This is a genomic window from Pedobacter frigidisoli (genome assembly GCF_032678525.1).
GTDB lineage: Bacteria > Bacteroidota > Bacteroidia > Sphingobacteriales > Sphingobacteriaceae > Pedobacter > Pedobacter frigidisoli_A.
On sequence record NZ_JAVTSE010000002.1, the window covers coordinates 713,229 to 728,878 of the forward strand.

15 protein-coding genes are annotated in these 15,650 nt (G+C 39.5%); 8 read left to right on the top strand and 7 right to left on the bottom strand.

Translation table 11 applies throughout. The features are described from left to right. Positions 1-97: 97 nt before the first annotated feature. From ffh to R2Q80_RS08120, 3 genes are all read left to right on the top strand, one after another. On the top strand, positions 98-1,438 hold the full coding sequence (ffh, locus tag R2Q80_RS08110; RefSeq protein ID WP_316799113.1) for a signal recognition particle protein: 1,341 nt from the start codon (positions 98-100) through the stop codon (positions 1,436-1,438). Between the two features lie 212 nt (positions 1,439-1,650). Next, positions 1,651-3,189: a YifB family Mg chelatase-like AAA ATPase gene (locus R2Q80_RS08115; RefSeq protein ID WP_316799114.1), complete on the top strand. Its 1,539-nt coding sequence runs from the start codon at positions 1,651-1,653 to the stop codon at positions 3,187-3,189. Positions 3,190-3,464: 275 nt separating this feature from the next. After that, positions 3,465-3,839, top strand: coding sequence for a hypothetical protein (locus tag R2Q80_RS08120; protein WP_316799115.1), 375 nt, complete (start codon positions 3,465-3,467; stop codon positions 3,837-3,839). A 61-nt stretch (positions 3,840-3,900) separates the two neighbouring features. On the opposite strand, the gene R2Q80_RS08125 is transcribed toward R2Q80_RS08120, so the two are convergent. Next, positions 3,901-4,149, bottom strand: coding sequence for a hypothetical protein (locus tag R2Q80_RS08125; protein WP_316799116.1), 249 nt, complete (start codon positions 4,147-4,149; stop codon positions 3,901-3,903). 187 nt (positions 4,150-4,336) lie between these two features. Between R2Q80_RS08125 and R2Q80_RS08130 the strand changes: the two genes are divergently transcribed. After that, positions 4,337-5,719 (top strand): MBL fold metallo-hydrolase, encoded by a 1,383-nt coding sequence (locus R2Q80_RS08130; RefSeq protein WP_316799117.1) that lies wholly within the window; start codon positions 4,337-4,339, stop codon positions 5,717-5,719. A 35-nt stretch (positions 5,720-5,754) separates the two neighbouring features. Here the strand turns inward: R2Q80_RS08130 and R2Q80_RS08135 are convergent, their stop codons facing one another. Together R2Q80_RS08135 and proB are read right to left on the bottom strand one after the other, a co-directional pair. Further along, positions 5,755-7,002: a glutamate-5-semialdehyde dehydrogenase gene (locus R2Q80_RS08135; RefSeq protein ID WP_316799118.1), complete on the bottom strand. Its 1,248-nt coding sequence runs from the start codon at positions 7,000-7,002 to the stop codon at positions 5,755-5,757. Positions 7,003-7,090: 88 nt separating this feature from the next. Beyond that, complete coding sequence (proB, locus tag R2Q80_RS08140) at positions 7,091-8,170, bottom strand: glutamate 5-kinase (protein ID WP_316799119.1); 1,080 nt, start codon at positions 8,168-8,170, stop codon at positions 7,091-7,093. A gap of 263 nt (positions 8,171-8,433) precedes the next feature. Between proB and R2Q80_RS08145 the strand changes: the two genes are divergently transcribed. Both R2Q80_RS08145 and R2Q80_RS08150 read left to right on the top strand, forming a co-directional pair. Beyond that, positions 8,434-10,587, top strand: coding sequence for a S9 family peptidase (locus R2Q80_RS08145; RefSeq protein ID WP_316799120.1), 2,154 nt, complete (start codon positions 8,434-8,436; stop codon positions 10,585-10,587). A gap of 88 nt (positions 10,588-10,675) precedes the next feature. Continuing rightward, positions 10,676-11,128: a hypothetical protein gene (locus tag R2Q80_RS08150; RefSeq protein WP_316799121.1), complete on the top strand. Its 453-nt coding sequence runs from the start codon at positions 10,676-10,678 to the stop codon at positions 11,126-11,128. 1 nt (position 11,129) lies between these two features. Here R2Q80_RS08150 and R2Q80_RS08155 read toward each other — a convergent pair whose 3' ends face one another. Then, entirely contained in the window at positions 11,130-11,405 is a 276-nt protein-coding gene (locus R2Q80_RS08155; protein ID WP_316799122.1) for a hypothetical protein, read from the bottom strand. 58 nt (positions 11,406-11,463) lie between these two features. On the opposite strand from R2Q80_RS08155, the gene R2Q80_RS08160 reads away from it, so the two are divergent. Both R2Q80_RS08160 and def read left to right on the top strand, forming a co-directional pair. After that, a complete protein-coding gene (locus R2Q80_RS08160) occupies positions 11,464-12,696 on the top strand; it encodes a pitrilysin family protein (protein WP_316799123.1) in 1,233 nt (410 codons plus the stop codon). A gap of 148 nt (positions 12,697-12,844) precedes the next feature. Next, positions 12,845-13,405: a peptide deformylase gene (def, locus tag R2Q80_RS08165; RefSeq protein ID WP_316799124.1), complete on the top strand. Its 561-nt coding sequence runs from the start codon at positions 12,845-12,847 to the stop codon at positions 13,403-13,405. 118 nt (positions 13,406-13,523) lie between these two features. Here def and R2Q80_RS08170 read toward each other — a convergent pair whose 3' ends face one another. From R2Q80_RS08170 to R2Q80_RS08180, 3 genes are read right to left on the bottom strand one after another with little or no spacing between them, the layout of a single operon-like run. Further along, positions 13,524-14,165: a hypothetical protein gene (locus R2Q80_RS08170; protein WP_316799125.1), complete on the bottom strand. Its 642-nt coding sequence runs from the start codon at positions 14,163-14,165 to the stop codon at positions 13,524-13,526. Between the two features lie 52 nt (positions 14,166-14,217). Next, positions 14,218-14,463, bottom strand: a complete 246-nt coding sequence (locus R2Q80_RS08175; protein WP_025141622.1) for a NifU family protein — start codon at positions 14,461-14,463, stop codon at positions 14,218-14,220. 36 nt (positions 14,464-14,499) lie between these two features. Continuing rightward, entirely contained in the window at positions 14,500-15,576 is a 1,077-nt protein-coding gene (locus R2Q80_RS08180) for an Mrp/NBP35 family ATP-binding protein (protein WP_316799126.1), read from the bottom strand. Between the last annotated feature and the right edge of the window lie 74 nt (positions 15,577-15,650).

The window sequence follows — 15,650 nt, forward strand, 5'->3', positions numbered from 1 at the left end:
TTTGAGTTGCAAAGATTTACAACCAAAATTTGATACATTTGCCTTTTATTAAAAACAAGTAGCTTTTGCACGGCAGGGGCTTTTAGCTTATATAAAGATGTTTGATAATTTACAGGACAAGCTAGACAGAGCATTTAAAGTATTAAAAGGACAAGGCAGCATTACGGAAATCAACGTGGCAGAAACCATGAAGGAGATTCGTAAAGCGTTATTAGATGCCGACGTTAACTATAAAACAGCCAAAACATTTACGGATGAGGTGAGGCAAAAAGCATTAGGTCAAAACGTATTAACTTCGGTTTCACCAGGCCAGTTGCTAACCAAAATCATGAACGATGAGCTTGCAGCCCTGATGGGTGGCGAAGCAACAGAGCTGGATATCAAAGTAAACCCCACCATTATATTAATTGCAGGTTTAAATGGTGCAGGTAAAACTACATTTGCAGGTAAACTGGCCTTGTATTTAAAAGGTAAAGGCAAAAAACCTTTATTGGTTGCAGGTGATATGTACCGCCCGGCAGCGGTAGACCAGCTCGAGGTACTTGGAACTTCTGTAGGCGTATCGGTGTACGCAAACCGGGAATCAAATGATCCTGTTGGAATCGCCCTCGAAGGTATCGCCCACGGTAAGCAAAACGGAAACAACGTGATCATTATTGATACCGCTGGTCGTTTAGCTATCGATGAATCGTTAATGAATGAGATTTCAGAGGTTAAAGCGAAAACCCAACCACACGAGATCTTATTCGTAGTTGACTCGATGACTGGTCAGGATGCTGTGAATACAGCAAAAGTATTTAACGACCGCCTGGATTTTACCGGTGTTGTATTAACCAAGCTAGATGGTGATACACGTGGTGGTGCAGCTCTTTCGATTAAATCTGTTGTAAACAAACCAATTAAATTTATCGGTACAGGCGAGAAGATGGAAGCATTAGATGTTTTCTATCCGGATCGTATGGCATCCCGTATCCTCGGCATGGGTGATGTGGTTTCCCTGGTAGAGCGTGCACAAATGCAGTTCGATGAAAAGGAAGCAGCAGAACTACAGAAAAAAATCCGCAAAAATAAGTTCGATTTTAACGACTTCTACAACCAGATTCAACAAATCAAGAAAATGGGCAACATGAAAGATTTGATGGGCATGATTCCAGGAGTAGGCAAAATGATGAAAAATGTCGACATTCAGGATGATGCTTTTAAATCTATTGAAGCCATTATCAATTCAATGACGCCTTTTGAAAAAGAAAACCCGGATGCCATTCAGCAAAGCCGTAGATTGCGTATTGCAAAAGGTTCTGGTAGTAAAGTAGAAGAAGTAACTAAACTGATCAAACAGTTTGAAGATATGCGCAAAATGATGAAGCAGTTTTCAAATCCTGCCGCCGCCGCAGCAATGATGAAAGGAATGCCAAAAATGCCTTTTGGTAAAAGATAATACGGTCTCCTGAAACCCATTATAAAACATAATCCTGATCAGAAATGATTGGGATTTTTTTATGTGTTGATTTATCCGTCCAACTGCATTACTTTTTTAAGACTGGAGTATGATATCTTCCATTAATACACAACCACCTATTTGATTTTTTCTTATATTAGTGTCAACCATCCCCGAATAACATAACATCCTTTATTTTCTAAAGAAATAAAATGCTTGTAAAAACTTTCGGAAGTGCCGTATTTGGGGTTAACGCCTTAACCATTACCATTGAGGTAAGCATCAGTCCAGGCGCGAAATATTTTATGGTCGGATTGCCTGATATTGCGGTTAAAGAAAGTTTACGCCGCGTAGACAGTGCCATTCGCACTGCCGGCTTCCGTATGCCTCGTCAAAAGATCCTGGTGAATCTGGCCCCTGCCGACATTAAAAAAGAAGGTTCGGCTTACGACCTGCCTATCGCAATTGGAATACTTGCAGCCTCCGGGCAGATTCCCTCTGATGAGCTGGAAAACTTTTTTATTATGGGTGAACTTTCGCTCGATGGGAGCATTCAAGCCATAAAAGGCGCCTTGCCAATAGCTATTAAGGCCCGTGAGGATGGCTTTTCAGGCTTCGTTCTTCCCAGGCAGAATGTTCGCGAAGCAGCAATTGTTGATGGTTTAACCGCTTATGGGGTAGATACACTTAGTCAGGTAATTGCTCTTTTCAATAAAACAGAACTCTTAACGCCCGTTAAAATTGATACCCGAAAAGAGTTTGTTAAAAACATCGCCAACTATGATTATGATTTTGCAGATGTAAAGGGACAGGAAAACATTAAGCGGGCATTGGAAATTGCTGCTGCAGGAGGTCACAACGTGATTTTGATTGGTCCGCCCGGCGCAGGCAAAACCATGCTGGCTAAGCGTTTGCCAACAATACTACCGCCACTAAATCTGTCAGAAGCACTCGAAACCACCAAAATCCACTCTGTAGCTGGAAAATTATCGGCAGCAGATGCCCTGATGACCATTCGCCCCTTTCGCTCCCCTCATCATACCGTATCAGATGTTGCACTGGTAGGTGGCGGAGCAAACCCACAACCAGGAGAGATCTCTCTGGCACACAACGGTGTGTTATTTTTAGATGAATTGCCGGAATTTAAAAGAACCGTTTTAGAAGTAATGAGGCAACCATTGGAAGACAGAAAAATATCCATTTCAAGGGCACGTCTTGCAGTGGAATACCCTTCAAGCTTTATGTTGGTAGCCTCCATGAATCCATGCCCCTGCGGTTTTTATAACCACCCCGAAAAAGAATGTGTTTGCGCCCCGGGCGTCGTTCAGAAATATCTCAGCAAAATATCAGGTCCTTTATTAGATCGGATTGACCTCCACGTTGAAGTTACCCCCGTCGACTTTTCAGAGCTTTCCTCATCAGAAAATGCAGAGAAAAGCGAGATAATCAGAACACGGGTAATTAAGGCAAGAGAAAAGCAGGACTTTCGTTTTGCAGATCAGGCAGACTTGCACTACAACGCACAAATGACTGCTAAAATGGTACGGAAAGTATGTAATATCAGTGAGGCAGGAACAAAGTTATTAAAATCGGCAATGGAAAGACTCGGCTTATCTGCACGCGCTTACGACCGCATCCTCAAAGTAGCACGGACAATAGCCGACCTTGATAATAGCGAGGATGTAGAACTTGAGCACCTTGCAGAGGCCATCAATTACAGAAGTCTGGATAGGGATGGGTGGGCAGGTTAATCCCATGCTCTGTTTTAGTAAACACTCTTTGCTAATAAAGACACCAGAAAAAATACTGATCATGACTAGTTTCATTGTTGTCCTGATAAAATCCATAAGCAGGAAATCCCTGTCTATTAAGCACTTACTACCTTATGGTAAAATTTTAACTATTACCACCTGAAGAAGCTTCATTCATTTTTTACACCTTTTGGCATAGTCATTGTAAACAGCCTGTTACATTTAACTAACCGAAATTGTCTCTACCAGACAATTTCCAAATTGAAAAACAAAACATGAAAAAGACAATTCAAATTTTCAGCATGCTTTTAATTGCATTAACTGTAATGGTATCTTGTAAGAAAGATACAGATCCGGCAGACAAAGATTTTTTCGTTGGTACCTATAACGGAACCGTTTCTTACCGTAATGGTCAAACAACAATTAACAGCTCTGACGGAAAAGTAACGGTGAGCAAAGTGGGTGAAACCTACAACTTTTACTTCGGCAGTAATATCCCCGATATCACTGGCGTAAAATTCGAGAAAACGGGCGATAATTCATACGTTAGTGTTGGTACGGGATTAACAGGAATCACTATCGATGCGAGCTCACTTAAAATGCTTGTTGTTAAAGATGGTCAAACCTGGACAGCAAACTGTACAAGATAATATTTGACCATAAAGCAAAAAGTCCCGCATGTCGGGACTTTTTGCTTTATACAAAGGGGTACTACAAATCCTCCTCGTCTTCTTCTTCAGGCTCATAATGCGCAATTGCCTGTCCAATAGCATTCACTTCTTCATCCTCCTCAAATATGGGAAGTTCGGTTTTATAGTCCATTTTCAGCCATATTGATGAGGTATCTTTCATGATCTGAATATATTCTTTTCCATCTTTAAAGATGGTATAGGTATCATTGCCTTCAGGAAAAACCGAATAGCTTACCGGGCCTATTTCTATATCAAAGGGTTCTTGCATACAATATGTTTTTTAACAAAGATACTGCTTTTGATCAGTAAGCGTAATGACTATCTAAGTCCACATAAATGTTTTCAGGAAACAGAACTATTTAAACAATGCGATAACTAAAAAATTACTTGCTGTTATTTAAAATTCCAACCATTTGTATTACTTTACACCAAACAATTTACGGAAAGATTAGAAGATGAAGTTAACGTTTTGGGGCGCAGCACAACAAGTAACAGGAAGTATGCACTTGCTTGAAATTGGAAATTATAAAATACTGATAGATTGCGGCTTGGACTATGAAAAAGAAACCTATCAGGAAGAAAATCAACAATTCCCTTTCGACCCAACCGATATTAACCTCGTAATTTTAACTCATGCGCATATCGACCATTCCGGCAATTTACCTACACTTGTACGACTTGGTTTTGATGGTCAGATACTTTGTACCGCACCAACCGCAGAATTAAGCTCCATATTATTGTACGACTCCGTCGAACTGTTTTTAAGAAAGCAAAGCCGGAAACCACGCACCAAGCGAGGTAATTTTAGCGGACCAAAACCTTTATACCTGCACAAACATGTCATGGATACCATCGACCGGTTTGTAACCATTGCATTCAACAAACCCTTCAAAATTAATGGCGATATCAGCCTGACTTTTATTCCGGTAGGCCATTTGCTAGGTGCTGCCGCAGCCGTCTTGACCATAAACGATAACGGTGAAGAGAAAAAAATAGCCTTTTCAGGCGACATTGGCCGCGAGCACTATCCCGTTTTAGTGAAACCAGAACCTATTCCTCCGGTAGATTATTTTGTTTGTGAATCCACATACGGTGGCCGCTACCATAGCAAAGACCAAACGCTTGAAGAACGGCTAATAAAAGAAATCACCGAAGCCTGCATTAAAACTCCGGGACGGCTAATTATTCCCGCCTTTAGCATTGGCAGGACTCAGTCTCTGGTTTTTGCCCTGAATCAAATCTTCACTAAAAAATTGCTTCCCCCTGTTCAGATCTTCGTAGATAGTCCGATGGCTATCCAGGCAACTGAAGTTTATAGAAAACACCATAACCTGGTCAATCAGGAGGCAAAAGATTTCTATAAAACCATGGGTGATGAGTTTGAATTTGAACACCTGGCTTACGTTCAAACCATGAAAGAAAGTAAAGATGTTTCAAACTATTTTGATCCCTGTATTATCATTTCTTCTGCAGGAATGTTAGAAGGCGGAAGAATTCAGGATCACTTATATTACAACATTCAGAATTATTATTGTACCATTCTTTTCATCGGTTATTGTGCAAAAGGAACGCTTGGATACAAACTGCTAAGTGGTGCACCAATTGTAAGAATAAAAGATCGTGAAATGATGGTTTATGCAACCATACGCCAAACTGACTTATTAAGTGGCCATGGCGATCATGACGACTTAGTGAATACCATTAAACAAACCGGCAAGCCTAAAAAGGTTTTTCTGGTGCATGGTGAAGAAAAAAGCATGGAAAGTTTATCAATTGCCATACAAGAAGATGGTTTTAATGTCGAAATGCCCAAAAGAGGAGAAGTGTTTGAGATATAACCTTCTTCCTAAATTACCCTAAAGCATATACTTATTTACTTCCTCACTTGTCCGTCACCTCTGATTACCCATTTATAACTCGTTAATTCTTCAAGCCCCATTGGCCCACGGGCATGAAGTTTTTGAGTACTAATCCCTATTTCTGCACCTAAACCAAATTGTGCGCCATCAGTAAATCCTGTTGAGGCATTGGCATATACCGCAGCCGCATCAACATGGTTGAGAAACCTGGCAATATTCCCTGCATCTTCAGAAATGATGGCTTCACTGTGTTTTGAACTATACTCGGCAATATGGTTGAGTGCTCCCTCTAAATCATCAACCACTTTTACGGCCAGTTTCAAGGATAGAAATTCTGTACCGAAATGCTCAGGTGTAGCCTGATTCAGCAATTCAGAAGGGTACGAAGACGCTAATACTTCATAACTTTTTGCATCTGCATATATTTCCACATCTCCCGCGGCCAGCGGAGCTAAAAGTTCATTCAAATCAGCTAATCTATTCTGATTGATGAGAACACAATCCAATGAGTTGCACACACTAACTCTTCTTGTTTTTGCATTGAAAAGAATGTCTTTACCCTTTTGCAAATCACCGGATTCATCAAAATAAGTATGTACTATCCCAGCTCCGGTTTCAATAACCGGAATTTTACTATGCTCCCGGACATATGTAATGAGCGACTGGCTGCCTCTGGGAATCAATACATCCACAAAACCTCTTGCATTTAATAATGCTTCAGTGGCGGCTCTTTCAGCAGGAAGCAGCGTAAGTACATCAACACTGATCTCATACTTTGTCAAAACGCCATGGATGATATGTGCAATGGCTAGATTAGAGAATTCGGCATCGCTACCGCCCTTTAACACGGCAACATTCCCTGTTTTAAAGCAAAGTGAAAAAACATCAACCGTAACATTCGGGCGGGCTTCATATATTACACCAACCACGCCTAATGGCACCCGGACTTTCTGAATCTGGAGTTTATTCTCCAGTATCTTTTCCGAGAGAATTTCACCAAACGGACTGTTCAGGTTGATTACATTCTTCACATCCCCGGCAATATCTTTAATGCGTTGCTCAGTCAGTTTCAGTCTGTCGTATTTCGGATCGTTGGCATCCATTTTAGCCAAATCCTTTCCGTTCTCCTTAAGGATGTGTTCAGTATTTGAAATTAACGCATCTGCCACCGAGGATAACACCGTATTGATGAGTTCTTTATCAAGGCCAACCATTGTGCGTGTAGCTTTCTGTGCTTTTTCGAAGTATGTTATGTAGTCCATTTTTAATATAAAATAGCAGAATAAAGTAGAGAGTATCAATACAATTGCTCAAACAGTCCACTTTAACCTTTTTGTTTAGCCTTTCAGCTTATATCACCGAATAAAAATAATCATAGTGTACCAGCGCCTTTTGCTTTTTCTGCCCGATCCTTTCTTTAGCTTTATCCGATCCGTATTCAGCAATACCCAAACCAATCATCTGGTTATTCTCATCCACAATTTTAATGATATCACCCTTTAAAAAGTCGCTTTGTATGGCTATAATTCCAACAGGCAACAGGCTTGTAGCTTTGCCCGACGTTAATACCGTTTTAGCACCATCGTTCAATTTAACAACTCCTGTCGCCGATGTTTCTGAATGTGCAATCCATTTTTTCTTTCCTGATTTGGTTTTCTCCGGAATAAAGCGGGTGTGAACAATCGCATTATTTAGTAATGACGTAAGCACATGATCGGTTGTTCCGTTAGCAATGTGAACATTGATACCCAGTTTTGCAACCTTTTGCGCCATGGTAGTTTTCGTAATCATACCACCCCGGCCAAACTGCGATTTACCCGTCTGGATAAATGATGTTAAATTAGCCACTCCACCAGTCACTTCTTCAATAACACGGGAACCCTCAAGCTTTGGATCGCCATTGTAAATGCCATTTACGTTACTGAGAATGATAAGCGCATCGGCATTCAGCATGGAAGCAATCAACCCGGCAAGCTCATCATTATCTGTAAACATCAGTTCAGTAACCGAGACCACATCATTTTCGTTAACAACAGGGATAACTTCGTTCTGCAATAAGATCTGCATACAGTTTTTCATGTTCAGATAATGTGCCCGGTCACGAAAATCTTCTTTAGTAACCAAAACCTGTGCACATTTAATTTGATGAGGCTCGAAGAAATTTGAATAGGTGTTAATCAATTTTACCTGACCAATAGCTGCAAGCAATTGTCGCGTGGTAACAGCATCCTGTTTTTCAGAAACCTTGATCAAGCTCCTTCCTGCAGCTACTGCACCTGATGAAACTAATATAACTTCTATACCTTGTTTTTTAATCTCCGCCAGCTGATTAACTAAATGCTGAATCCGCGGTTCATCAGGTAAACCATTTGCTTGTGTAATTACATTTGATCCAACTTTAACAACTATCTTTTTGTACCCTAATTTCATTACTAATATTTGATGTGGCAATTTAGCATCTATTTTTTCAATTTGAATGAATATCAGAACGATGGTGAATTTTTATCAAAATGATAATATTCGTTTAGTGTAATAACTGATAATCTTTAAATCTGCGTAAATCAACTTGATCTGCGGGAGAAACAAATAATAAAAGGGAGTGGATAAACACCCATACAAGACCGAACCATCTCTTCCAAAATCAGAATCTCCGATAAAAAGTTTAAATTGCATAAAACCTGAACCAAACCATCATGATGAAACGTATCTTTCCCTCGCTGATTTTGCTTGGTGCAATAACAGCTTGCAATAATCCCACAAAACAAGAAATGAAATCAATAGCATGGCCGGAAGCCAAACCTCCAATAGCAGAAATTAAACCGCACAAACGAATAATCCATGGCGATACTGTAGTGGATAATTATTACTGGATGATTGACTATTTTAAAAAAGGACCAGATAGTACCAAAGTGGTCGATTACCTGAAAGCTGAAAACAAGTATCTGGATACCATGATGAAGGGAACCGAAAAATTTCAGGCAGATTTGTTCAATGAAATGAAGAACCGGATTAAGGAGAAAGACGAATCCGTGCCGGTTTTTAAAAACGGTTACTTCTATTATACCCGAACCGATGATGGCCAGCAGTACTATAAATATTGCAGAAAAAAAGGCAGTTTAAATGCTGCCGAAGAAATTCTGTTAGATGTAGATGATCTTGCAAAAGGTCACTCTTACTATAACGCTACGGGTTTTAGTATTAGTCCTGACAATAAACTGCTCGCTTTTGGCGTAGATAAAGTATCACGCAGGCAATATACTATACAGGTCAAAAATCTCGAAACGGGTGAAATATATAAAGATGCCATCACGAATACAGAAGGTGCTGTAGCATGGGCTAATGACAATAAAACACTATTTTATACCTCAAAAAACCCGGTTACTTTATTGAGCGAAAAAATAAAGAAACATGTTTTGGGAACCGATCCCGGAAAAGATGCGGTTGTATATGATGAAAAAGACAACACAAATTATATCGGCGTATCAAAATCGAAAAATGGAAAATACATATTCATTGGCTCTCAGGGAACGCTGACCACCGAGTACAGAATGCTTGATGCAGACCACCCAGAAGCTGCTTTTAAGGTTTTTTGTCCGAGATTCAAAGATGTATTGTACGATGTACTGCCTGTTGATGATAAGTTTTACATCATAACCAATTGGAACGCTAAAAATTTCCGTTTAATGGAATGTCCATTGGATAAAACAGAGAAGGAAAACTGGAAAGAAGTAATTCCCAACCGTAAAGATGTTTTACTGGAATACGGTGATGAATTTAAAGATCACCTGGTGCTTTCTGAACGGAAAAATGGTTTAACGGAATTACGTGTAATTAAAAAAGATGGGAGCGACTATTACATCAAATTCGATGAGCCTGTTTATGCTGCGGGAATTGGCGCTAACCCTGAATACACCGGAAAAACATTGCGGTACAACTATACTTCTTTAACTACTCCAAGCTCAGTGTATGACTACGATATGGAGAAGAAAGATCAGAAACTGATGAAACAGCAAGATGTTGTTGGAGGTTACAGCCCTAAAGATTATATCACCGAACGTGTTTTTGCAACGGCCAAAGACGGCACAAAAATTCCAATAGCCCTGGTATATAAAAAAGGTGTCGAAAAAAACGGAAATGCACCACTGCTGCTGTATGGTTATGGTTCTTATGGTGCAACAATGGATGCATCGTTCTCCTCACCACGCTTAAGTTTGCTCAATAGGGGATTTGTTTATGCAATTGCCAATATCCGCGGTGGCCAGGAAATGGGTCGCCAATGGTACGAAGATGGCAAGTTGATGAAAAAGAAAAACACTTTTACCGATTTCATCGCCGCAGGAGAATATCTGATTGACCAGAAATACACCTCAAAAGGACATTTATATGCACACGGCGGCAGTGCCGGAGGCTTGCTGATGGGGGCAGTTGTAAACCTCGCACATGATTTGTGGAACGGAGCCATCGCCGACGTACCTTTCGTAGATGTAGTAAATACCATGCTGGATGAAAGTATTCCGCTGACCACAAATGAATTTGATGAATGGGGAAATCCGAAGAAAAAGGATGCCTACAATTATATGAAAAGTTATTCACCTTATGAAAACGTGGAGAAAAAGGCTTATCCGAACCTACTCGTTACCACAGGCTTACACGATAGCCAGGTGCAATATTTTGAACCCGCAAAATGGGTGGCCAAACTCAGGGCGATGAAAACAGATAAAAACGTACTATTGCTTAAAACCAATATGGAATTTGGCCACGGCGGCGCATCAGGCCGTTTCGACTATTTGAAAGACGTTTCCCTGCGTTGGGCATTTTTATTTGCGCTTGAAGGAATTGATAAGTAACATTGTAGTATAAACGATTAAGAAATATAAGATCCATTGAAGCCAAGGTTCTTATATTTCTTAAATCAATTAATTGTTAATTAAACAAATGAACAACAAACTAAAACCGTTACAAACTATTCACCTCGCTTTATGCGGCGGCGTATTTCTTTTTGCATTGATTACCATTTTCCTTAACCGCGACATCATGTTTTTTGATGCCAACCCAGCACACTCGGCACCTTTTAACCCGATATTTCCAATTATGGGCTTAATGACTATCACAGCGAGTATTTATTTTTTCAGGAATGTAATTTCCAAGGTCGACAAAACTGCTTCAACCGAAAGCAAGATCGATCAATACCAAAGTGCCTTCATCATCGGCGCTGCTCTTTTAGAGGGCGGTGCGCTTTTCAATGTGGTTGGTTTCTACCTTACCCATAATGCTTTCTTTTTGATTTTTGCTTTTGCTAACTTTGTTTTCCTGGCATTACGCAGGCCAACAAAAGAGAAGCTGATCTCAGATTTAAACATTCCATACCCAGACTCGGAAATGTTATAGTTTAAATGGTTAAGGTATATGTCATGCTTCTGGTTGCCGTACAAATGGGGTTCAATATGGTCGGGTCGCTGAGAAAATCAATAGGGCTCCAGTTGTAAATCACGTTATTTTCATTTGTACTTGCCGCCAGCGTAATAGAATTAACCGCCACAAGGGTTTTATCAGGCCCTGCAAACATGGATTTATATTCCTGCTTAAATATCCTTAAAACTATGATTATTTCTTCCAGTTCAGCGATGAAAGCACTAAATGTGTCGATAAGCAATAAACTAGTCATTCAATAATTACATGAAAGAGAAAATCCACTGAAATATGTTCCTTATCTTTACCGGTCAATGGAATACAATGTTCATACCTTAGCTAATGGCATTCGTGTGCTACACGTACCTTCGGCTTCTACCATATCTCATGCTTGCATTATCGTGAATACCGGCTCCCGCGATGAACCCGAACAAAAAGCAGGTTTAGCCCATTTCATCGAACACTTAATTTTCAAACGCACCGAAAAACGCAGTACCAATCAAATCCTAAACCGACTGGAAAGTGTAGGGGCAGATTTGAATGCCTATACTACTAAGGAATATACCTGTGTTCATGCTTCCTTTTTAAATCCCTATCTTGATAGAACGCTGGATTTATTCAACGACATTATTTTTCATTCCACCTTTCCAGAAGAAGAAATGGATAAAGAAAAAGGCGTCATTCTTGATGAAATTGCATCTTATCTCGATCAGCCGGAAGAAGCCATCAATGATGATTTTGAAGACATGTTGTTTGCAGGTAATCCGCTGGGAAACAATATCCTGGGTACAACAGATAGCGTAAATAATTTTACAAGAGAAGATGTAATTAATTTCAGAAATGCAAATTACCGTACAAACGAAATTGTGGTAGCTGTTCTGGGAAACTACACCTTTAAAAATGTAGCAAATAAGGGAAATAAATATTTTTCTGAAGTGAAAGAAAACTCCCCTTCACTAAACAGAGTCAAACCAGTTATTTTAAAACCCCAAACCATTGAAATTAATAAACCTATAGCACAGTCGCATTGTATTTTAGGCATGCAAACCTTTTCTACTCATAGTGAGCAAAAGGCGGGATTAATGCTGCTTAACAACTATTTTGGAGGCAACGGGATGAGCTCAATCTTAAACCTGCAGATCAGGGAAAAATATGGTATAGCCTACACCATCGAATCAAACTTCTCTCCCCTAAGTGATACGGGCATTTTTTCCATTTACTTTGGAACTGATAAAGAAAAACACCAAAAAGCATTGTCATTAATTTTCAAAGAAATGAAAAAATTAAAAGATAATCCTCTGAATGATGTACAGCTACAAAAAGCTAAAAATAAATTTATAGGTCAGATTGCCCTGAGTGAAGAAAATAGGATCGGCCTTATTATATCGATGGCAAAAAACCTCATCGACCATGATCAAATTGATTCATTGGAACAGGTTTTTCAAAAAATTAATCAGGTTACTACAAGCGGAATTAATCAAATTGCAAATGAGGTTTTAGATGCAGCGCAATTGAATATTTTCACTTTCAGCCCGATACTGGAATAAATGCTTATTTTTGTGCCAATTTGTCTCTTGTAAGGCAACAACTCATATACGTTTTGTGGAACATCTCGAAAAACGATAAATCTTAACAGGCGTGGGGAAATAAAATAAATACCTTCAAACCTAAACGTTTGAAAAAAAATACTTTATAATGAAATTACCAATAGTAGCATATGGCGATCCTGTTTTGAAGAAAACAGGTGCTGATATTGATCAGGATTACCCTGATTTGAAACAACTTATTGCGAACATGTTCGACACCATGTATTATGCAAATGGCGTAGGACTGGCGGCTCCTCAGATCGGTTTACCCATCCGTTTGTTTATTGTAGATACTGGTGAAGATGAAGACGGAACACCCGGCTATAAAAAGGTTTTCATCAATGCCGAAATTTTGGAAGAAACCGGCGAGCCCTGGAACTTTAACGAGGGATGTTTAAGTATTCCTGACATAAGGGAAAACATTTCAAGAAAGCCCAACATCAAGATTAAATACCTTGATGAAAACTGGAACGAGCATATTGAAGATGTAGATGGATTACCAGCACGCGTAATTCAGCACGAATACGATCATATAGAAGGGAAGTTATTTACTGACAAAGTGAGTGTTTTGCGCAAAACTATGCTGAAAAGCAAACTTGATGCTATTGCAAAAGGAAATATCAAAACTGAATACAAGATGAGGTTTGTTAATAGAAGTAAAAAGAAATAGTCGTATTTTAAAAGCGGACTGAGGATGGGAAATGGTAAAACCGTTTCCCATTTTTTTATGTCCTGAGTTATTCTTTCAGGTGCAATAGATCACCTGTAATGGGGTTTAAGATTCCCGACTAATAATCTTCGCTACGTTTCTTGTCCCCGTCGAAGATTTGTTGCATTAACTTGCCCCAGGCAAAGGGATTGAGCAGAGGATTGGTCTGAACCATATTCTTGTTCACCATCCTGTCGAAATTATAACGATAATTCTGACTTGATATTTCCTGACCATCTCTCGGCAGCGTTTGAATTAGGCCATTGATAGAAGCTTTGGATAAGTTCTTTTTCGCGATGGCCATATCATCATCAGCCAGCTTCATTGTTAAAAACTCCCGCGTAAATTCTTCAGTGGTGGCCCAAGGGAAAACACGTACAGACGGTAAATCTACAACATTTGATTTTAACTTGACCATGATAGTATATTTACTATCTGGCGTGCTTTCGGGAATAATAGTAGAAAACTTCTTGTAACCTATGGCCGTAAAGAGAATGGTATCTCCGGGATTTACAATAAACGTAAAATAGCCTCTATAATCAGCACCTACCCGCTTACTGTTTGCTGAAAGGTTAGTAATAGTGACATAGGGAATAACATTTGTACTATCGATATCTGTAATTATACCCGAAAATTGGATAAGCTTGTCCTGCGTCCGCTTCTGCTGTGCAAAAGTAGATAAAGAAAACAATACGCAAATTAGGGCAACACAGAATCTCATGAAGGCAAAAGTAATTCTAATCGTAAAACTATCTTGTTAAATAGTGTTAAAGCTACTCTTGCTCTGCCATATTAACGGCAACTACCGAAGTAATCTGAGGTACCGCTTTCATAATCGCTTGCTCAATTCCTGATTTCATTGTCATGAAACTCATCGGACAAGAACCACAATTACCCAAAAGCTTTAGCTTTACCGTACCCTCAGATGTAATTTCTTCAACAGAAACATCACCTCCATCAGCCTTTAAATACGGCCTTATAGTTTCCAATGCCTGTTCTACTTGCTCTGTTAAATTCATTATCAGTTTTTTTAAGATTATAAAAATAGTAATTTTTTAGTAATTCACCAGCTGCGCATTATTGATCGATATCTGCTGTGCAACTTTACTGGCAATATTTCCGAATATTTCATCAAGCAAGGGATGCTGATCAAGCGCAACTGGCTTTCCGGCATCTCCGGCTTCAGCAATACTTTGTATGATTGGGATTTCACCTAAAAATGGAACATCAAATCTGTTGGCAAGTTCGGTCCCTCCACCTTTTCCAAAAATATAATACTTGTTCTCTGGCAGTTCTGCCGGAGTAAAATAAGACATGTTTTCTATCACGCCTAAAATAGGGATTTTAATTCCCGGCATTCTAAACATTGCCAGTCCTTTATGTGTATCCGCTAACGCAACCTGCTGAGGTGTTGTCACCACCACAGCCCCTGAAATTGGAAAACTTTGAGTAATGGTGATGTGTATATCGCCCGTACCAGGAGGAAGATCTACAATCAGGTAGTCCAGTTCACCCCAGTTGGTATCATTAAACAACTGTTTTACTGCATTTGAAGCCATAGGCCCCCTCCAGGGTACAGGCTGACCAGGATCAGCAAAAAACCCCAGTGAAAGTAATTTTATACCATATTTTTCAATCGGAATAATTTTAGTCTTCCCATCCGCCGTTTCAACCGCTCCTGGTTTTGCATCAACCAAATCAAACATTGTCGGCACAGAAGGGCCATAAATATCCGCATCAATCAAACCTACCTTTGCTCCATCCTTAGCTAGCGTTACCGCGAGATTGCTGGAAACAGTAGACTTACCAACACCACCTTTTCCAGATGAAACCAAAATAATGTTTTTGATGTTATCAAGTGATGATGAATTAACAGGCACTGTAACTCTGGATGTTACATTTATACTCACTTCTGCCGCTGCAGATACAAAATGTTTGATCGCATTAGTACAGGCATTTTTTAGCATATCCTTCATCGGACAAGCCGGGGTAGTGAGCTCTAAAGTAAATTTAATCTGGTTATCAGCTATGCTTAAATCCTTTATCATGTTCAGGGTAACAAGATCTTTTTTAAGATCCGGATCCTCCACATTTTTTAAAGCATCCAAAACTTGTTGCGGGGTTATCTGCATCGTATTAATTTAAATTCAAAATTAACAAAACATAGCCACAAATACTTTTATTTAGGCTTTTAAACTGTAATTTT